The sequence below is a fragment of the Pediococcus sp. genome (assembly GCF_003533255.1).
Classification (GTDB): domain Bacteria; phylum Bacillota; class Bacilli; order Lactobacillales; family Lactobacillaceae; genus Pediococcus; species Pediococcus parvulus.
The window spans coordinates 23,599-43,820 of the sequence record NZ_DOEM01000009.1 but is presented as its reverse complement, the minus strand read 5'-3'; the positions used below and the strand labels follow the sequence as shown (position 1 = coordinate 43,820).

General features: G+C 38.7%; 18 protein-coding genes. 6 read left to right on the top strand and 12 right to left on the bottom strand.

Going from position 1 to position 20,222, the window contains the following annotated elements; all coding sequences use genetic code 11:
* Positions 1–140 precede the first annotated feature (140 nt).
* Positions 141–863, bottom strand: a complete 723-nt coding sequence (locus tag DD627_RS03190; RefSeq protein ID WP_057784701.1) for a GntR family transcriptional regulator — start codon at positions 861–863, stop codon at positions 141–143.
* Between the two features lie 104 nt (positions 864–967).
* Here DD627_RS03190 and ybaK point away from each other — a divergent pair, with 104 nt between their 5' ends.
* The gene (gene ybaK, locus DD627_RS03185) at positions 968–1,471 is read left to right on the top strand and encodes a Cys-tRNA(Pro) deacylase (protein WP_260274727.1); all 504 of its coding nucleotides are present in this window, start codon (positions 968–970) and stop codon (positions 1,469–1,471) included.
* Positions 1,472–1,494: 23 nt separating this feature from the next.
* Here ybaK and DD627_RS03180 read toward each other — a convergent pair whose 3' ends face one another.
* Positions 1,495–1,926 (bottom strand): MarR family winged helix-turn-helix transcriptional regulator, encoded by a 432-nt coding sequence (locus tag DD627_RS03180; RefSeq protein WP_068806077.1) that lies wholly within the window; start codon positions 1,924–1,926, stop codon positions 1,495–1,497.
* A gap of 99 nt (positions 1,927–2,025) precedes the next feature.
* On the opposite strand from DD627_RS03180, the gene DD627_RS03175 reads away from it, so the two are divergent.
* Positions 2,026–3,381 carry an FAD-dependent oxidoreductase gene (locus tag DD627_RS03175; RefSeq protein WP_057784694.1) on the top strand — a complete coding sequence of 452 codons (1,356 nt, stop codon included), beginning with the start codon at positions 2,026–2,028 and terminating at the stop codon, positions 3,379–3,381.
* 134 nt (positions 3,382–3,515) lie between these two features.
* Here the strand turns inward: DD627_RS03175 and asp1 are convergent, their stop codons facing one another.
* From asp1 to DD627_RS03155, 4 genes are all read right to left on the bottom strand, one after another.
* Positions 3,516–5,045 carry an accessory Sec system glycosyltransferase Asp1 gene (gene asp1 / locus DD627_RS03170; RefSeq protein ID WP_260274720.1) on the bottom strand — a complete coding sequence of 510 codons (1,530 nt, stop codon included), beginning with the start codon at positions 5,043–5,045 and terminating at the stop codon, positions 3,516–3,518.
* Positions 5,046–6,611: a glycosyltransferase gene (locus DD627_RS03165; protein WP_260274719.1), complete on the bottom strand. Its 1,566-nt coding sequence runs from the start codon at positions 6,609–6,611 to the stop codon at positions 5,046–5,048.
* Positions 6,612–6,759: 148 nt separating this feature from the next.
* On the bottom strand, positions 6,760–8,160 hold the full coding sequence (locus DD627_RS03160) for an aldehyde dehydrogenase family protein (protein ID WP_260274718.1): 1,401 nt from the start codon (positions 8,158–8,160) through the stop codon (positions 6,760–6,762).
* Positions 8,161–8,705: 545 nt separating this feature from the next.
* Entirely contained in the window at positions 8,706–9,236 is a 531-nt protein-coding gene (locus DD627_RS03155) for a DUF1836 domain-containing protein (RefSeq protein ID WP_260274717.1), read from the bottom strand.
* 150 nt (positions 9,237–9,386) lie between these two features.
* Between DD627_RS03155 and DD627_RS03150 the strand changes: the two genes are divergently transcribed.
* Both DD627_RS03150 and DD627_RS03145 read left to right on the top strand, forming a co-directional pair.
* On the top strand, positions 9,387–9,722 hold the full coding sequence (locus DD627_RS03150) for a hypothetical protein (protein ID WP_057784698.1): 336 nt from the start codon (positions 9,387–9,389) through the stop codon (positions 9,720–9,722).
* Between the two features lie 9 nt (positions 9,723–9,731).
* Positions 9,732–10,301: a DUF5067 domain-containing protein gene (locus tag DD627_RS03145; RefSeq protein WP_057784699.1), complete on the top strand. Its 570-nt coding sequence runs from the start codon at positions 9,732–9,734 to the stop codon at positions 10,299–10,301.
* Positions 10,302–10,488: 187 nt separating this feature from the next.
* Here DD627_RS03145 and DD627_RS03140 read toward each other — a convergent pair whose 3' ends face one another.
* The 4 genes from DD627_RS03140 to DD627_RS03125 all read right to left on the bottom strand — a co-directional run bounded on the left by DD627_RS03140 (position 10,489) and on the right by DD627_RS03125 (position 15,495).
* The gene (locus DD627_RS03140) at positions 10,489–11,433 is read right to left on the bottom strand and encodes an aldo/keto reductase (protein WP_260274658.1); all 945 of its coding nucleotides are present in this window, start codon (positions 11,431–11,433) and stop codon (positions 10,489–10,491) included.
* Positions 11,434–11,609: 176 nt separating this feature from the next.
* A complete protein-coding gene (locus DD627_RS03135; RefSeq protein WP_057785018.1) occupies positions 11,610–12,038 on the bottom strand; it encodes an Hsp20/alpha crystallin family protein in 429 nt (142 codons plus the stop codon).
* A gap of 262 nt (positions 12,039–12,300) precedes the next feature.
* Positions 12,301–12,684, bottom strand: a complete 384-nt coding sequence (locus DD627_RS03130; RefSeq protein WP_084254268.1) for a hypothetical protein — start codon at positions 12,682–12,684, stop codon at positions 12,301–12,303.
* Between the two features lie 75 nt (positions 12,685–12,759).
* Positions 12,760–15,495: an HAD-IC family P-type ATPase gene (locus DD627_RS03125; protein ID WP_260274657.1), complete on the bottom strand. Its 2,736-nt coding sequence runs from the start codon at positions 15,493–15,495 to the stop codon at positions 12,760–12,762.
* Positions 15,496–15,750: 255 nt separating this feature from the next.
* Here DD627_RS03125 and DD627_RS03120 point away from each other — a divergent pair, with 255 nt between their 5' ends.
* On the top strand, positions 15,751–17,136 hold the full coding sequence (locus tag DD627_RS03120; RefSeq protein ID WP_068807015.1) for a hemolysin family protein: 1,386 nt from the start codon (positions 15,751–15,753) through the stop codon (positions 17,134–17,136).
* A gap of 463 nt (positions 17,137–17,599) precedes the next feature.
* Here DD627_RS03120 and DD627_RS03115 read toward each other — a convergent pair whose 3' ends face one another.
* Positions 17,600–18,412 (bottom strand): HAD family hydrolase, encoded by an 813-nt coding sequence (locus DD627_RS03115; protein WP_260274656.1) that lies wholly within the window; start codon positions 18,410–18,412, stop codon positions 17,600–17,602.
* A 165-nt stretch (positions 18,413–18,577) separates the two neighbouring features.
* Between DD627_RS03115 and nrdI the strand changes: the two genes are divergently transcribed.
* Positions 18,578–19,057, top strand: a complete 480-nt coding sequence (gene nrdI, locus DD627_RS03110; protein ID WP_260274655.1) for a class Ib ribonucleoside-diphosphate reductase assembly flavoprotein NrdI — start codon at positions 18,578–18,580, stop codon at positions 19,055–19,057.
* A gap of 251 nt (positions 19,058–19,308) precedes the next feature.
* Here nrdI and DD627_RS03105 read toward each other — a convergent pair whose 3' ends face one another.
* Positions 19,309–20,169, bottom strand: coding sequence for an aldo/keto reductase (locus DD627_RS03105; RefSeq protein ID WP_068807006.1), 861 nt, complete (start codon positions 20,167–20,169; stop codon positions 19,309–19,311).
* Positions 20,170–20,222 lie beyond the last annotated feature (53 nt).

The window sequence follows — 20,222 nt, the reverse complement described above, 5'->3', positions numbered from 1 at the left end:
CTGTGGGTACATTTTTAAACCTTTCCGAATCTATATAAACTACCGCCTCATTTGAATTCTATTTTAACCGAAAAAAAGATTAATCACATCTATTGTGATTAATCAGCAAGTGTCAATTCTTCAATTTTTACATAACTTGTTTATTTCAGTTCCACTAACGCATTATATTTCATATATTTGTAGTGCAAACGCATATTTGATAGTTCAAACGGTGTTCCATCATCTAAGAAAAAGATGCCTGACATCACTCCCACTGGCTCATTAGAACTTAAATTCAGAAGTTCTTGGTCCTCTTTTGTAGACGGTTGCGCCTCAATCGACAAAAATGATTTTGTGACTGTCTGATTCTTTTTATCCTCTAAATAATTAAAAATGGAACCCGAGACAATTGTTCGTGATAACTCCGGTACAATCTTAATCGGAATATATCCTGTTTCAATCATCACTGGTTGGTCGTCCAAAAGCCGTAAACGGCGAATTCGGTACACAAAATCCTCTGAAGCTAAAAAGAGATCCGTTTGCATTTCTTTAGTAGCTGGAATGACGGAAAAGTCCAATACTTTTATGCCTGGCCTCTTGCCATTTGCACGCATACTGTCAGTCACACCCAAATTGGAACCCTCATAGTTAAACAAGGACCGATTTTTCAGATAAAGTGGATTCACAAATGTACCAGAACCACGTTTTTTAAACACGATCCCTTCATTTGCAAGAACGTTCAAAGCCCGTTTGATGGAGCTTCGACTCACGCCATACTGACTGGTAAGGGTTCGCTCATCTGGCAATTTCTTTGCCGGGAACTCGTTATCGAAGATTCGTTTTTCCAAATCTTTTAAAATTGTTTTGTACACCAAATCAGCCAACACGCGCCACCTCTTTAACTTATCGTTTATTTATACTTTAGATTATAGCATATCCACGTCTCTTACTGACTTATGCTAAAATGAAATCTAGGAAGGTGAACATCATTTCTAAAAAAAATAAGAAAAATAAAATTGATAAAACACTCGTTGAAAAAATTCTAGACAAAGCTAATATGAAGTATGAACAAATCATTTTTCCCACCAAGCAAGAAGGCGACGTTGAACAGCTTCAGGTTGACCATCTTAAAGAAGATGAACATCGCATTTATAAAACCCTTGCTTTAACTGGTAATAAGACTGGTCCGTTGGTTGGCGTTCTACCAATTGATGAACATCTTAGTTATAAGAAACTTGCAAAAGCATCTGGTAATAAAAAAGTTGGCATGATTCCGCTTAAAGAATTGGTCAAAACAACCGGATACGAACACGGTGCAAATACCCCGATCGGTATTTACGAAACCAAACATTTCCCAATCTATATTTCTGATATTGCCCAAAAACAGGGTGAAATTATTGTTTCTTCAGGAAAAATTGGTCGCTCGATCAAAATTGACGCAAACGATCTAAAAAAATTAGTCCACGCAACTTTTTCTGATTTAACAGAATAACAAAAACAGACCAAATGACTCGCTCATTTGATCTGTTTTTCAATTGTCTTCGTCCAGTCATTCAAAGAATTTACAACGACGTTTCGTTGTTCCGCGCTCCCAAACAACTGACAAGTAGCTTCGTCCATCTTTGCCAAACAGGCATGGGAAATTTTAACCATCGCTTTACCAGATTCCGTCAATGATAATGTGACTTTTCGCCAATCATATTGCTTTTTGATAACGCCTTTTTTCACTAAAGTGTCTACAAATCGCGACATTGTGGATGGCGAGTAACCCATCTGATCGGCCAGCTCGTGTAATAACACTGTTTTCTGCTCATCGATCGCCATTAATACGTAGCTATATGTGGGATTCATCCCCGTTGGTTCATAAATTTTTTTGGCAATTTTTTCGGTATCTCTTGCTAACCGATTTGAGACAAAGTACGTACAATTTTTTAAAACTGATGTCATTTTATTCCTCCTCAAACAGATCCGTTGACAAAAAGTATAACAGACATTTACTATGTATGTACAGTGATATGCATATACACATCAATAGGAGGATTTAAAATGATTACAGCAAAAAACGTTTTTATTGGGTTTGGTAAAGCAGCCAAAACACTTGCCGGAGCTCTAGCAGCCCACGGCGAATCCGTTATTATGATTGAAGTTTCAGATAAAATGTATGGTGGAACCTGCATTAACGTTGCTTGTATTCCCACTAAAACGTTATTGACAAGTTCCCAGAACAACCAATTAGGAAATGCGCAAAAAAACTATTTGAATGCCATTATTAACAAAAATGACGTTACCGGCACTTTGCGTGAAAGTAATCTTCATAAGATTTCTGACAAATCAACCGTGACTGTTTTAAATGGGCGTGCAGAATTTGAAAGTGCTACCCAACTTAAAGTCACTTACAAAAATGGCAAAACAGATGAAATCTCTGGCGAACGCATTTTTATCAATACAGGTAGCACCCCAATTTTACCGAATATTCCAGGGCTTCAAGAAAGCAAATTCGTCAAAACTAGTGAAAGTTTAATGGACCAGCGGCGTTTACCAACCCATCTCGCCATAATTGGTGGCGGTTATATTGGACTAGAATTCGCATCGATTTATGCCAACTTCGGATCTAAAGTCACAATTTTAGATGCCGGTGATAAGTTTATGCCCCGTGATGAACGGGAATTGGCCACAGAAGTTAAACAAAACTTGGCTAAAAAAGATGTTCAGTTTGAGTTCAATGCCAAAATTGACCAAATTGAAGATCATGCTGGTGGGGCTCGCATCAGTTTCACTCAAAATGGTCAAGCACGCCAGCTCTCAGTGGACACAATTTTAGTTGCAACTGGCCGTCGAGCAAACATTGATCACTTGGGACTAGACAGAGCTGGTGTCGAAACCAACCACCGTGGCGTTGTGGTAAATGAACACCTTCAAACCAATATCAAAAACATCTGGGCAATGGGTGATGTCCGCGGCGGTGCGCAGTTCACTTATATTTCACTAGATGATTATCGCATCGTGCTTGACCAATTAGTTGGCGAAGGCAAACGTACTTTAGCGGAACAAGAATTAGTTCCTCATGTTGTCTTTTTGGATACTCCAGTTGCGACAATTGGGTTGAACGAAGAACAAGCTAAGGCCCAAAATGTGTCCTATAAAGTCGGAAAAATTGCGGCAGCTTCTGTTCCCAAGACTCATGTTTTAGGAAACACAACCGGATATTTAAAGGTCTTAGTCTCACCTGACTCTCACGAAATTTTAGGTGCCACATTATACTGTGAAGATTCACAAGAATTGATCAACACCATTTCATTAGCGATGCATCAACATATTCATTATGAAGTATTGCGAGATCAAATCTACTCCCATCCAACCATGACGGAAGCGTTTAACGATTTATTTAGTGCAATTAAGTAACTGATAATTCGAAAATTATCATAAAATTTTAGTCTTATTCAGTAAAAAAGATTAGCATCATCTTCTTGAAACCAGGCCTATCTTGGCTTGGGATCTTCAAAAAGGTGATCCTAATCTTTTTTTAGAAAATTTACTTATTCTTGATTCTTTAAAACTGATTGCCAGCTCTTCATTGCGTTTTCTTCTGAATAACGGTCGCCAATTTCGTATGCTTTTTCACTGTATTTTTCTAAGACATCTGGATCACTTAACAAATCAATGATAGCTCGACTGAACAAGAACTCATCCACATCGTCTTCTTCAATCAACCGACCGTTTTCTTTATCTTTGATGATCTCACTTGGTCCATAATTACTGTTAATAGCTACCGCTGGAAGCCCATGTGACATGGCTTCAATCATCGCCAGTGGCATGGCATCTGACCCGCTTGCGCTGACAAAGAGTTCGGCTTGATTATAGACTGGGCTCAAATCATAAACAAACCCGCGGAAATTCACTTGTTTGTCTACTTTTAAATCTTGTGCCAACTTCTTCAAGCCATCCACATCTTGAGGACTGCCATAACCATAAAGGTCCAACGTCACGTTCGGAATTTTATTGCTTACAATCGCTAAACTCCGAATTAAACGGTCAATTCGTTTTTCTGAGGATAACCGGCCAACGTACAGTAAGCGATCAGCCACACGACTTCTGTGGGCCACATGTGCTTCATTACGTGTTGCATTTAAAACGGTTGTTCCCGGAATAACATAAATTGGGGTTTGTGTATGATTTAATTTTTGCGCCAAATCCTTTTTTTGTGCTTCCGTCATCACAATAATACCATCTAATTCGCCAATTCGAGCCCCAAACACTGGTTCATATGATGGATCAAATGCACTACGAACGGGTTCTTGTGGATTAACGGCGTGTACAATTGGCAATGATACGTATTTGTGTGCCAGTGTCACCATGTTCAACATCGGCAAATTGGTTTGTGCTGGGCGATCGGCAATAAAAGTTTGATGACTGCCACTTCTTCGATTTAATTCATCTAAGAAAAATGTAAATAGTTCATCGAGATTATCAAAATTATAATCTTCACCCTTATAATCAATCAACTTCAATAATGAATTTACAGGATTTCCATTGGCATCATTCATATAGTAGGACTCGTAAACCCGTTTGCCTTCTGGTGTAAACATAAATTCAGCAACAGCATTACCCGTTGGCCCAAAGTATTTGTCCATCGATTTGAATCCACGCCAATCATAAAACTCGGTTTTGGCAGTATGGCCATACGCATCATAATAATTGATGTGAGAAACTTGCCCAAAAGTACCACTGGCAAAGTAGATATCCCCGACGACTCGGTCGCCATCGTACACACGACTAAAATCAGCGCCCTGATCAATTTCGTAATCTTTGGGAAGATTCAAATCAACAGTTTTAAGTGTCTTTGGCTTTTCAATATGTTCCGTATTTTGGAAAAAGTCAAACATATTCACAACGTCAGCGTCTGCTAATCCTAGTGTATCCATGTTTCGATGCAACTCTTGATTATAATCTCGCGTCACAATCTTGGCATCCACATGATTATTATTGAAAAGGTGAATTCGGCTAATTTCAGTGTATTCAACGCCGGAATTTAAACCCATTAAATATTCATTTAAAAAGTAAATCATCTACTTCGCCTCCCCATTTTTTAAATCTTCGCTAAAGAAACGATCTGCATCAGTAATTAATTGTTGCCATGCTTTCCAGATCGCCTTTTCACTGAAACGTTCACGACTAACATAGGCATTATCACTATACTTTTGTAACGTATCCTGATTCTCCATAAGGGCAATCAATGCCTTCGCAAACGCCTTGTAGTCGCCATCTTTAACTAATTTTCCGCTAAAATCATCCTCAATAATATCAGAAGGCCCATACGGAATGTCATAGGCAACAACTGGTAATCCATGTGATTGAGCCTCCAAAACGGCAAGAGCAAAGCCTTCAACCCGACTGGTCAAAACCGAGACCTGAGCTTTATCCATGATTTCACCAATATTAGGTGTGTATCCTTTAAACTGAACCGCATCATCCAATTTCAGCTCTTTAACTTGTTGTTCCAGTGCTTTATCTGTTTTTCCGTCACCATAGCCCCAGAAATCAAGTGTCGTTTGTGGCAACTTCTTATGCACAATTGCAAACGCCTTGACCAAATGATCTAAACGCTTTTCTGGGAAAAGACGCGCAACAACAATAATTTTACCCAACGTCCGATCCGTAAAACGAACCTTATCTTTTTTCATCAGTTCGTTGGGCACAATCCCAACCGGAATCGTAAATATTGGTGTGCGTTTAGCATCAAAACGTAATTTGGCATCTGCAGTTTGACGATGGGTGGAATCCACCACCGCATTCCAATCGTAAAAATTATCCAGTGAGAACTCAAAATTATTGTTCAACACGGGGTCCATTGGGTTGTTCGGATCTGCAGTGTGCGCATTATGTAGAAATAAGACTTTATATGCCTTAGTCTTCATGTGTAACAACACCCACTCAGTTTCAACTGCCCGATCAGAAATAAAGATATTATGGCCATCATCAACCTTATTGAGTTGATCAAAGAAGAACCGTTGTAGACCCTTTAACCCTGTAAATTCATAATCTTGGCCGTGAAAATCAACTACCCGTAGCAAGGAGTTTTGAACTTTCCCTTGCCCATCATTAAAGTAGAAAGATTCGTATACAAGTTTGCCTTCGGGAGAAAAAATCTGTTCACTGCTTACCCCACCTTGCGGGTTGTGAATTTCAGCAATTGACTTAAACCCACGGTGATCATATCTTTCCCGTCGTAAAAGGTTGCCGGCATAATCAAAGTAAGTGATCACTTGAACCTGTGCGTCATGATCACTCCATGGCTCAATCCGAACAGCGATTCTTCCTTTTAAATCCTTGGCCGTATATGTTGCCGCACCTTTATCTCCACGTAGCTTACAACCATGAGGTAATTTAACGTCTTTAGCTGTGAATTTGCGCGGCTTAAAATCCCCAGATCCCTGCAAAAATTCAAATAAATTAATATGATTTTCTTCAGAAATTCCGGCAACTTCTAAATTATGATGTAAATCCACTTCAAAATTTCGTGTAACAATTTTGTTTGCAACACCACTATCGTTAAATAAATTTACTCGTTTAATTTGAGCATGTTCGATACCAGATTTATTTAAAGGAATTGTTGTATTTAAAAAGTAATACATAAAATCCCACCTTTTTAATTTAATATGAGTTTCTAATTCGATTATAACAGAAAGCGTTATCCATTTATCGCTGTTCAAAAAAATAGCGCCCGTTTTATACCGAAATTAGCTTTTCAGCAAAACAGACGTTATTTTTAAACAAACTTTTTTAGAAATCTAAACTTTCATGACGTAATTTTGGTAAACGTTTTGCAACTGTCTTAATATTCAATAGATCCCAGTCTTCCAAGTTATGAGAAATAGAGTTCTTGCCCCATGATCCACAGCCCAATGTTAAAGAAGGTGTGATGTTATTGTATTTGTAACCAATTGCACCTTGAGAAGTTGGTGTATTGATTAAAATTCGGCAGGCATCCATCTGTAAAGCAAACTTGGTAATTAGCTCGTCGTCTTCAGTATGCAAGCCAACAGTATGACCTAAGCCACCAAGATTTAGTCCCCGTTTCATTAAATGAATGGCATCATCTTGATTAGTTGCTTTAACCATTGTCAAAACTGGTGATAACTTTTCATGAGAAAGAATGTAATCACCACCAAGACTAGGCATTTCGGCGACAAGGAATTTGGCATCTTCTGGACAATCCTCAATGCCAGACCACTGAGCAATTGCATAGGCTGATTGACCAGCAACCTTCGGGTTAACAGATTCTTTTTCACGATTCATAACAGTTGACTCAAAGTTTTCCATATCAGCAGGCTTTACAAAATAAGCACCACGCTCTTTCAAACCTTTTTTGACATCATCATAAATGTCAGCGTCAACTACCATATTGGATTCAGATGCACAAATCATCCCGTTATCAAACGACTTAGACAAAACAATGTCATCCAGTGATTGTTTGAGGTTAGCAGATTTTTCTACGTATACTGGTACATTACCAGGACCAACACCTAAAGCCGGTTTACCTGTTGAATAAGCTGACTTAACCATCCCGGCACCACCAGTTGCGACAACCGTGGCGATCCCATCATGGTTCATTAAATCAGTGGTAGCAGCCATACTTGGTTTTGTAATCCACTGAACACAGTCTTCGGGAGCTCCAGCTTTTACAGCAGCTTCAGCAATGACTTTACCAGTTTCAACACATGTCTTTTGAGCAAATGGGTGAAAAGCAAATACGATTGGGTTTCGTGTTTTAATTGCCAACAAAGCATTGTGAAATACAGTTGAACTTGGATTTGTAACAGGTGTGGCACTCGCAATTACACCAACCGGCTCAGCAATTTTCATAAGACCAGTTTCTTTATCATCCATAATGATACCAACCGTACGATCATTTTTAATTGAATTATAAATATCTTTAGTTGCGAATTGGTTCTTAATAACTTTATCCTCATAAACCCCACGACCAGTTTCATCAACCGCCATTTTTGCAAGCTTTTGACGAGCATGGTAGCCAGCTTCTGCCATTGCGTGCACAATCTTGTCAATTTGTTCTTGATCCATGACACTGAGACGATCTAAAGCAATATGAGCTTTCTTAACAAGTTCATTGACCATTACTTGTGGTTCATCAATTTCCTTCTTGTTATCCAAATCTTTAATCATATTATATTATTCTTCCTCTCAGAATGAGTATGTTATTCGCTTCACAATTATAATTGTATCTTTCTAATATTCTTTTGTAAATGCCAATTGTTTACATAATCTAAAATTGATAGAAATCATTGTTTCCTATGCTATCAAAGGATTTGGACTTTGTGAATAATTCATCTCTTCAAAATGACTGATATTAATATTGTTTGTGAAATTAAGCACAAAAAGTAATCGCTTACTTCACAAACTTTCTAAAAATTGGTAGAACTGTTACCTTTATGGGAGGTATTTAGTTATGAAATGGAACGGTCCAATTGTGGGAATTAATTGTCTTTTTTAGGACAGTTTTTCAAGTCAGCAATTAGAAGATAAACAAGCTTCCAGCGGGATTGCGATCCCGCCTCCATCTCGCTTATCTTCTAATTGCTCCCGACTTGTGCCACTCACTTTTTTAGGACAGCTCGGCAAAACAAGAGGGAGAATATAAGCATGCCTACTGCGGGGATTTCCCCCGCTTACGGCACATTTATATTCTCCCTCTTATCGTTTTGCCTCGCTCACTTTAATTTAGTCGGCTTATGCTCCACTGACTTTTGCAACAAGCGGATCAACTCACCCGTTTGCACCTGATCCACAATCATATTCGATGTCACCTGCATCAACTGTTCCGCCAAATTCTTCGCAACCGTCGTCGTATGCTCCATCCCGATTCGTGCAATCTTCTGATTCACAATATCAATAAACCGATCATATGCCTGCTTTGGATAATCCGTCGCCGTTATTCGGTCAATCCCCGATCTAATCACCACTATCGGAAACGACTGCTTCAACAATGTAATCAACAAAATATCCGCTACCTGCATCACCTGATATTTTTTCTTAGTCGGTGCTACCACCGCTTTTTGCTTCACATAATTATTAATCATCGTTGGCGTTACCGGACCCATTACCAATGGTCCTGTATATCCCGTTAACAACGCCACTACCTGGTCCATATACAAATCAAAATTTGGCAACTCATCCCAATGTGGAAGTCTAACTTCTCTTACTGTTTTCAACCAATGATTATACGATTCTAATTCACTCATTTCATTCACCCCGTCCATAGATGTTAGCTTCATTATATCATGATCATCTAGTTTTTAGAACTAGATTGACCGTTCATATCCTATTTTCGTGACGAATCGGGTAAAAATGTGCTATTCTTAAAAAAATACTTATGAATTGAGGCACTTATTTTGTTTGAATTTACAAAAAAACGACGTGTAGCAGATGAAGTTAAAGAAATCATTCCCCAACCAGTAATCGATGGCATCTGGAAAACTCTGAAACAAATGAAAACTGATAAACTTATAGTTTCTCCAGTTATTGCATTTGTGTTTAGCGATGACTATACCGAGGATACAATTTATGTCATGGGTCTCCAAAATTCCGGTGCTGTAGCCAAAGAATATGACATTGCCTACAGTGGCGAAAAGAAGTTTCTTGGCCAAGGTACCATCATTGTCGTCAAAGATAAGCCAAAGACGCTATCGATGAGCATCAGCGAACTAAACAAGCAATCAAAGGAGTAATCCAAGATCTTGAAAAATCTTAAAAAAATTACTTTAATTATTGCTTTAGGCCTTTTGAGCGTCAATTTAGTTGCCTGTGGTAACCAAACAAATTCAAGTTCTACCAAAGAAAAAGTAACTAGTTCAAAAAAAGCCCAATCTTCTTCAAAAAAGGTCATCAAAAAAACAGCATCTTTAACTGGTCAAAAATTCCAGACGCCACAAGGTTTGTTTGTAATTACAGAAAATCATGTGACAGCTTCAGCCACCGCCGGGAAAAAAGTTTTGATTTTACGATATACTTTTACTAATTCTAGTAAATCTCAATTAGTTCCTTCAGATTATTGGTATAAATACCTCAAAGCCACCCAAACAGTCAATGGTAAGACCAAAAAGCTTGTCCAAGGCTCATTACCATTTTCAACCAGTACAACTAAGGATGACTCACTTGAAAATTCTTCAGTCAACGAAGTCAAGTCAGGTAAAACACTTAATGCAGAAGGCTCATGGGAACTCGCAAAAAACGGTGCCCCTGTAAAGATTAAATTTTATGATTCACATCATCAATTAGTTGCAACACGGCAATACGCTACAGAATAGTTTAGATTCTAAAATATCCGTTTAAATCATTTTTGGTTTAGACGGATATTTTTTTATTTCCGCTGAGCTCTAGGACGGCTCAGAGTAGCAAGTGCCCATAAATAAAAGCATGCCTACTGCGGGAATTCTCCCGCTTACGGCACGCTCTTATTTATGGGCACTTATCGCTACTCTTCGCCCACTATTTTTATGGCATATCATTTCCAGCCGCGTAATAAATGTCATACCATTCTTGCCCGGTCATTTCCACATCACTACCAACCAACGATTCCTTAATATGCTGTGGATTCATTGATCCCACCAACACTTGGAACTTCGCCGGATGACGGAGAATCCATGCCGTTGCAATCGCATTCTTTGTCACCCCATACTGGTCTGCCAATTCCTGCATCTTTTTATTCAACTCTGGAAACTTCGGATTATCAATAAACGGTCCGTTAAAGTTTCCCCATTGATACGGTGACCACGCCTGAATCACAATATCATGAATCCGTGAATACTCTAAAAATTGTCCATCATGATCCACACCACGCTCATCCTGCATATTTGTATGCATTCCGAAATCAATCATATTACTATGCATAATTCCGAATTGAAGTTGGTTAAACATCAATTTCTGTGAAACAGAACGTTGTAACAATTCAAATTGCATTGGGTTAAAGTTTGAAACACCAAAATGACGAACCTTCCCCGCCGTTTGTAATTCATCAAACGCCTCCGCAATCTTGTCTGGTTCCATCAATGGATCTGGACGATGAAGTAAAACTGAATCCAAATAATCTAAATTCAAGCTTTGTAATTCATGATTAACAGCATCAATAATATGTTGTTTTGAAAAATCATAACGATTTCCATAAGGCTTACCAGAGCCATCATCGTTACCATTACGAATCCCAACCTTAGATTGAATCCATAAATTATCACGACTTACAGATGACTTGTCTAAAGCATCCCTAAAAACGAGATCTGATTTGCCACCACCATAAATATCAGCAGTATCAATAAAGTTCACACCATTATCAACAGCTGTTTCAATTACTTTTGTTGCAGCATCCGTATCCAACGCATCCATACGCATAATTCCTAACGCAACGTTAGAAACTTTTTTGCCACCAATTGTAATTTGTTTCAAAAGTATCACTCCTAAAATTAAATTTATACTATCCAGCTACCAGCTTACCACCTTTCAAACTAAAACTAAATTAATTTGGCATCGGTTACAATATCTATATGTTTCTTCAACTTGAGATTAAAAAAGAGACCATCACAACAACTGTGATGGTCTCTTTCATCAAATTTAATTAAACTTTAGTTGATTGGAATTTGTTTGCCACTTTGAAGCTTTTCTTCACTCTTTGGCAATGTAACCTTCAAAACACCACCGTCATAGGAAGCACTAATCTTATCACGATCAATATTTGGAAGATAGAATTGACGAGACACATTGCTGTAACTACGTTCTTGACGAATTAAATTACCTTTTTCGTCCTTTTGTTCCTTATCAACATTATGTTTGCCCGTAACCGTCAATGTATCATTATCATAATTCAAATCAATATTTTCTTTCTTGAAACCGGGCAGTTCTGCTGAAACTTGATAATCCTTTTCATTTTCACGGATGTCCGTCTTCATTGAGCTACCTTCAGTCATTGATTTGAAGAAATTCTTCCCAAAATTATCGAAAAAATCAAGTGGTGCAAAATCATCAAAATCTCTGTTTCTCAACTCGTTAGCCATAATTCAAGACTCCTTTTTTATATAATTTTTCGTACCTCATTTCCTCGGTACAACTATATAGTAAGACCATCTAAAATCGAATGCAAGAATTTAGCACTCCACATTTAAGAGTGCTAAAGTGATTAGATAGGATCCCGCGGTTGAGCCATTTCAATTTCAGCATTTTCAAACTAAGCCTAGAATAATTAGCGTCAAATCTTTGCTATCATCAAAAAAACAACTATCTCCATTAACTGGAAAATAGCTGTTTGAACTTTTAGTTTTAGTAAGTAACCATTTTATGCGTTTCGTTAGGTTTGTCTTGAACTTTCAAATCTAGCGCCTCACCTAAAATGTGTAATGCCTTCTCACGAGTCTTGACTTGATCCATATCAAAGATAATTGATTCAATCGCACCACCAATGAAGTCAAATCGTTCACAGAAAATGTAAGGATCTTCATTATCACGATGATGAAATTCGTCTTCAATTTTTTCGTAGAATCCTTGGCTCCATAAACGGTCATGCATATCAGGAAAATCATTTTTGGTAACGAAGCCCTTCTCTGCAATCATGTCAGCTGCTTGTTTGACGTCTTCTTTATCGAAGTCAATCTTTGCAATCTGTTCTTCATCTGTTTCTACTTTAATTCCATCATCTTTTGCCATTTCTGAGATCTCCTTATTTATATTTTTACGACCTCATCCTAGCACTACTTTTTTGAATCGTTAAGAAAAAGCGCTTTATTTTTGATTCCACGTCGCAATCATGCGTTTTTGCCGCCGAATTCCCCACAGCTTATCTAGCTCGGTTACAATCAAGACAACAATTCCGGCAAACACTGGAATCAACCATAAGTGCCAGTCTAAATTAGCAGTACTAAAAATCACCTGCATAAATGGCAAGTATGTGATTCCGGCCTGCAGAATCAGGAGAACCGCAATAATGGCAAACGCCATCGGATTTCGGAAAATATCTTTTGACAACGCAGGTTTGGGTGTTCGAATATTAAACAGATAAAAAATCTTACCGACAACAATCACATTTAACGTCACTGTACTTGCAACCACAGTACTAATATCTTGCAATGTCAACCACTTGAAAGCACTGATTCCCAAACCAGCAATTAAAAAGGAAACATAGACAATCTGCCACACATCTTTTCGATTTAAGAAGGCTTGGTTACTCTTTCGTGGCATGCGTTTCATAAGTCCCTCTTCGGCCGGTTCAAACAAAAAGGCAAACTGGATCGTAATGGCGGATACCATGTTAATCCACAGTAACTGGGTTGGCACTAACGGTATTTCCTGCTGTAAAAGAATCGAAATCAAAACGATCAAACCTTCTGCAAAACTGGTTGGCAACAAGAACCGGATTGTCTTCTTGATGTTGTCATAAACATGCCGTCCCTCTTTAATTGCGGTTGTTAGTGTCGCAAAATTATCATCGGCTAAGACCATATCCGCGGCCTCTTTGGCCACATCGGTTCCTTTAATTCCCATGGCAATTCCAATGTCAGCCTTTTTCAAAGCAGGCGCATCATTCACACCATCACCTGTCATCGCTGTAACGAGACCATTTGCCTGGTAAGCTTCCACAATTCGTAACTTATTCATAGGTGTCGTTCGGGCAAACACATTATAGTTTTGAATCACTTTTTTCAGTTGATCATCTGAAAGTTCGTCAATTTCGGCACCTGTAATGGCCGAGATTTTAGAATCTAGGCCCAGTTTTTTGGCAATTGCTGCCGCTGTTTCAGGATGGTCACCCGTAATCATTTTTACTTTAACGCCAGCTTCGCGCATCTCTTTTAAAGCCACAATTGTTTCTTCACGAGGTGGATCGATAATCCCGGCAATTCCAAGGAACTGAACCCCTTCAAGCACCAACTCATGGGTTAAAGTGTGAACTTCACGTTCAACTTTTCGATAGCCAAGAGCGACCACCCGCTCACCATTGCGTGCCAGTTTGGAAACTTGATTAGTCCAGGCATCCACGTCAAACTTCGGATCTGCTTGTTTGGCCATTGCAAACACCTTATCAGGCGATCCTTTGACTAAAATCACTCTTTGACCGTCACTATCTTCATCCAATTTTGCAATGTATCGATAATCAGAATCGAAAGGAATTTTATCAAGCTCCACTAAATCTGGTTCGTTTTTCTTAAATACTTTATGATACAAAGTTAAAAAAGCACCATCAGTGGGCTCACCATTAATTTCCCATTTACCCTCTGTTTCGATAAGCCGGGTATCATTTGCCTCGTGTCCTGCCACCAATAAACGATCCAGATCTTCATCATGTCCAGGAATAATGGACTGACCATTTTGCGTAATTTTGCCATCTGGTTGATAACCAGTTCCGCTAACTTCGTAGTGACCTTTTTTCGTAATTAAGGTATCAATGGTCATTTCATTTTTAGTCAACGTTCCTGTTTTATCAGTATTAATAACGTCCACTGCTCCCAAAGTCTCCACGGCCGGCAAAGTTTTGACAATTGCATTAGCTTTTGTCATCTTCTTCACACCCATGGCAAGCACAACCGAGGTACTTGCTGGTAAACCTTCAGGAATTGACCCGACCACCATTGTGATCACGGCAACCATTAAAACGGAAAGCGAATAGACTTGAGTGATCAGCCCAAAAACAGTTAACAAAACTGCCACGGCCACAATCGCATATGACAAATACTTACCCAAATCATTAATTTCACGCATCAGCGGTGTTGTTTTGGATTGCACCTTTTCCATGCTGGCATTGATTTTACCAATTTCGGTTTCAGCACCCGTCGCAGTTACAAGGCCCAGACCACTACCGTTCGTCACAGCCGTTGACGCATATGCCATATTTAATCGATCTGCCAGAGGCGTTTTCGGATCGGTCAATAAGTCATCATTTTTTAAAACAGAATCAGTTTCCCCTGTCAAAGAAGATTCTTGAATTTTTAAATTATCGGCGGTTAAAATTCGCAAATCCGCGGGAACGTTATCGCCAGCCTCTAGGAAAACCAAGTCACCCACGACTAAGTTTTCGGCAGCAATATCTTCTCGTTTGCCATCACGAATAACCGTTGCTGAAACTTGTAGCATTTGTTTGATCTTTTCAATGGCTTCAGAAGCCTTACTCTCTTGAAAATAACCAATCAGTGCATTTATAATCACAACCAGCCCAATAACAATCGAATCTGAATATTCTCTTAAAAAGAAAGTCGCAATAGCTGCAACTAAAAGAATATAGGTAATACTATTGTTGAACTGTTTGAAAAACCGTTTCAGCTTGCTTTGCTTCTTTTGAATCAACGCGTTGGGTCCATTTTGTTTGAGTCGTTTTTCGGCCTCTAAACTTGTGAGCCCTTGATCAAGCTCTATTTGGTCTTGCCCTAAGAGTTGATCCACAGTTTGCGTATACGGGTGGGGTGGTTTACCCTTTTTCAATTCCCCACCATAGTCGGTACTATCCGAAGCAGAACTTTTTGTCATAATTTAAAACTCCTCCTGTAAAAATTTATTCTGGTATTATCTTTGGTAAGTAATAGCATATCTGAATTTAAGTGTAGTGTCAAAGGATAACTTATCCGTTTTATAAGAAATCTTAAACTGTTCACACTATTTTCATATTCATTCTTAAATTATCGCAAAATAACTTATATCTGTGGCCAATTCCGAAAGATTTTTCTTATCAGACGCGCTATAATATAGAGATAATGTAATTACAAAAGAAATGGGGAATGTTCCTTGGACAGTGGTCAGATAATCAGCGATAGTATTATCATTTTGATTACCTTCATCCTGGCATATTTTTTCGTTGCCGCAGAATTTGCACTTGTTGAAAGTCGATTAAGTGCATTGGAAGAAGCACGGGAAACAGCAGTTGGTGGGCGGCTCAAAAAAATTAACCGAGCTATCCACATGGTTTCAAATTTAAACGAATATCTTTCTACCACACAGGTTGGAACGTCAGTCTGTGGAATTATTTTAGGTTGGATAGGTGAATCGTTTGTAGAATACTTCATTATTCGCTTTTTTGGATTCACACATCTCATTAATCAAGCTTCGCTACATGCGATTGGAGCAATTATTGGTGTTTTACTCCTAACCTACTTGGAAGTCGTTTTAACAGAAATTGTACCAAAGAATATTAGTATCGATGTCCCCATGAAAGTTTTAATGTCGATTGTGACCCCATTACATTGGTTTCACACGGCATTTTATCCATTCGTTTGGTTACTAAATGTTTCTGCAAGTGGCATCGTCAAAATGGTGGGTATGGAGCCTGCTGATGAAAGCAACGAGGTCTTTTCTCAAGCGGAAATCCTGAGTCTTTCTAAAAATGCTGTTTCTGGCGGTGAACTTGATCAAAATGATTACGTTTATATGCAACGTGCTTTTGATTTTAACGATAAAGTCGCAAAAGATATTATGATTGATCGTACACAACTGGTAGTTCTGGATGTGAACGCTACAGTAGATGAAGCGTTATTGCTTTACCTGCAAAAGCGTTTCAGTCGTTTCCCAGTGGTTGCAAATAACAACAAAGATAAAATTCTGGGCTATGTTTACAATTATGATTTGATTCGTCAAAGTCGAGTAGATGGCGATATTAAGGTCAGCAAGTTACTGCGGAATATCATTACCGTTCCTGAAACTGTACCTTTGCAAGACGTTTTGCAAAAAATGCTCCAAAAACAAACGCCTATTTCCGTTGTTGTTGATGAATATGGTGGTACTAGCGGTATTATTACCGATAAAGATATTTATGAAGAAGTTTTCGGAACAATTAATGATGAAGTTGACGATGTTTCTGGCGATTATATTCATAAAGAAGCTGACGGCACTTATCATGTCAGTGGTAAAACTACCATGTATGATTTTGAACGGTACTTTGGCATTGACGTTCCCGGTTTCGAGGGCGAAGATGTGGTGACACTTGGTGGGTATGTCATCGATCATCATCCAAACATTCAAGTGCATGATCAGGTCCGTATTGATCGCTATGATTTTGAAGTTCTTGATAATGAGAATGCGCATATTGATTGGTTCCACGTCACTAGAATTCCTGATGAAGAATATAAAAAGTTACAAAAACATGCAGAAGATGAGCGGTTAAACGCAGACGAATAGCATGTTGTAATGATAGACACAAGTCGAGTTAATTGGCTTGTGTCTTTTTTGTTTTGTTATGAGTTTGATTTTACGTTACAATTCGCTCACTTAGGACAGCTGCTTGCGACAGCAAAACCAATATAACCATGCCTTACCGTGGGACTTTCATCCCACTATCGGCACAGTTATATTGGTTTGACTTACCGTCACAATCCGCTCACTTTTTAGGACAGCTCCACAAGACAGTTCCAGAAATATAAACCCGCCTAGCGCAGGACTTCTTCCTGCTGCCGGCACGTTTATATTTCTGGAACTATTCGTCTTCATCCGCTCACTTTTTTAGGACAGCTCCACAAGTCATAAAAGATCCCATAAGCATGCTTCCAGCGGGAGATTCCTCCCGCATCCATCATACTTATGGGATCTTTTATTACGACTTGTTACGCTCACTTTTCCCTTACTTAACGCTTTGCCTCGCCCACTAATCTAAGAACCTTCTCTTCAAATACTTTGGCAAACCGTCATCTTCACTTGCTTCCGTTACCTCATCCGCCTGGGCCTTTATTTCATCCGCACTATTGCCCATTGCCACACCCGTTCCAACTGCCTTCAACATTCCCAAATCATTCTTATCATTTCCAAACGCAATCGTATGATCCTCCGGAATTCCATACTGGTTCGTTATCGCCCGTACCGCACTCGCCTTATCCACTCGTTTCGGAATCAACTCAATATTATCTGGACTCGATGACGACACATTTAACACCTGCGCATCTATCAATTTTTGCCTTGCAATCCCCAATTTATCCAACTCACCCTTTGCAATCACAATTCCATTAATAATTTGATCACTCACATCGTTCAAATGATCACGGTCATGCACATCTTCAAATTTTCCAGCACCATCTTGCATAACTCGCATCCGCGCCAATCGACTCAAATCCCATGGCTTACGTCTCGTATAAAAAGTTCGATCCGTACTAAAAAAATTGGTCGACAATCCAAGCTCAGTTGTCACATCATAAACCGTACTAATCGCTTTCCAACCCAAATGATCCATATGCAAATGATTTCCTTTTTGATAAACAGATCCATTCGACGCAATTACTTCTACCTTCGAATTAATTCGTTTTTGAATTACCTGTGCTAATGAAAGCATCCGTCCCGTTGCAATGTAAAAGATAAATCCTTGTTGCTGCAACTGTTCAATCACCTTTTTTGTCATTGCCGATACATTTTGATTATGTGAAATTAGTGTGCCATCAATATCCATAAATACTATATAAGGTTCCAAAGCGTTAGCCTCAATTCTTTTTCAATTTTGTCTCTACAGTCCTAGTTTACTACTTTACTAAAGCGGTTCCACCGTTTTTAAAAAATATCTTTTTATAAAAAATTAAGTGTTACAATGTTAATAATGTTCTACAATAAAAATAGTAAAGTTTAAGGGGGTTCCATCATGTCGATTATTAACATTTTATACATCTCAGTCGCTGGAAATACACGCTCCTTCACACAAGATCTCCAAGACTATGCTGAGGAGCAACATTCAAAAGATGCCACTAATCCCCTCATTTCATTAAAAGAAGTCTCTGAAGAAACTGATTTTGAGAGTGAACAAGAACCATATTTTGCGTTTGTACCTACTTACCTAGATGGCGGAAACGGCGTTGACAATGGTGTCAAAGAACTCGTGACCAACGTTTTGGGCGAATACATTGCCTACAAAGATAACCGCAAATTATGTCTTGGGGTTATTGGCAGTGGTAATCGTAACTTCGGCCTGCAGTACTGTTTAACCGCCAAACGTTATGCCCGTGATTATGGTTTTGAATATTTGGACAACTATGAGTTACGCGGTAATACCGCCGACTGCAAACGAATTTACGAAACAATGAAAAAAAACAATGTTTTAAACACCGTCTCAAAAGAAGTTTAATTAGTTTTAAAAGTCAAAACCGCCAAATTCAAAAAATGAATTTGGCGGTTTTGGTTTCTGTTTTTAATTTTAACAGCTATAAGAGTAGATATTTTTCTAGGCTAATGCGCTTCTATTTTTATAGCCGAAACGTGCTAAAAAGAGCAGCCTTCTCCGCTCAGCTACGATAGCCCAACGATTCCTAAACCGAATCATTGGGCTATCTATGCTATGCTCGAAAGCTAAACGCTCTTTTTAGCACTCTTTTATTTTTACCAAGTAATCGTATCCGGATCCGTCGCCAATCCTGCAACGCCACGCAACCCATCAATTGTCTTCATATCTGCTTCATCAATCTCAAAGTCAAACAACTTTGTATTTTCAATAATACGTGCTTCATGCACTGACTTTGGTAATGGTAAAAATCCATGTTGCAATGACCAACGCAACACTACCTGTGCAACTGTCTTGCTATACTTCTCACTCATTGTCTTGAGTTCATCCACAGCAAAAATTTTACCTGTACCAAGAGGACTATACGCTTCTGACAAAATATCATGCGCATCATTATACGCAACAACTTCTGGCTGCAAATCACTCGGATTCAAGAAAATCTGGTTAACTTGCGGTGTAACCGTCGCCGTCTTCAACAATGCATCTAAATGCTTAGGACGGAAGTTAGAAACTCCAATTGTCCGCAACTTGCCAGCTTTTTGAGCTTCTTCCATTGCGCGCCAAGTATCCGCATTCGTCTTTTCCCATGAATCACGATAAGCAATTGGATTTGGCCAGTGAATTAAGAACAGATCCAAATAATCTAATCCTAAATTATTCAAAGATTTATCAATTGCCTTCTTGGTATTTTCATATCCATGATCGTTTCCAGTCAACTTTGAAGTAACCCAAAGTTGATCACGGGCAACGCCACTATCCTTAATACCTTTACCCACACTTTTTTCGTTACCATAAGCAAAGGCAGTATCAATATGGCGATAACCTGCTGCAATGGCCTCTTCAACTGATTTCTCAGCCACATCACCATCCGGCGTCTGCCAAGTACCAAAGCCAACAATTGGAATCTTGACGCCGTTATTTAATTCATAGGTATCTGTTAATTTTGTTAATTTTGCCAAAATAAATCCTCCTATCAAATATTATCTATATTATAAAGCAAAACTACTAGACT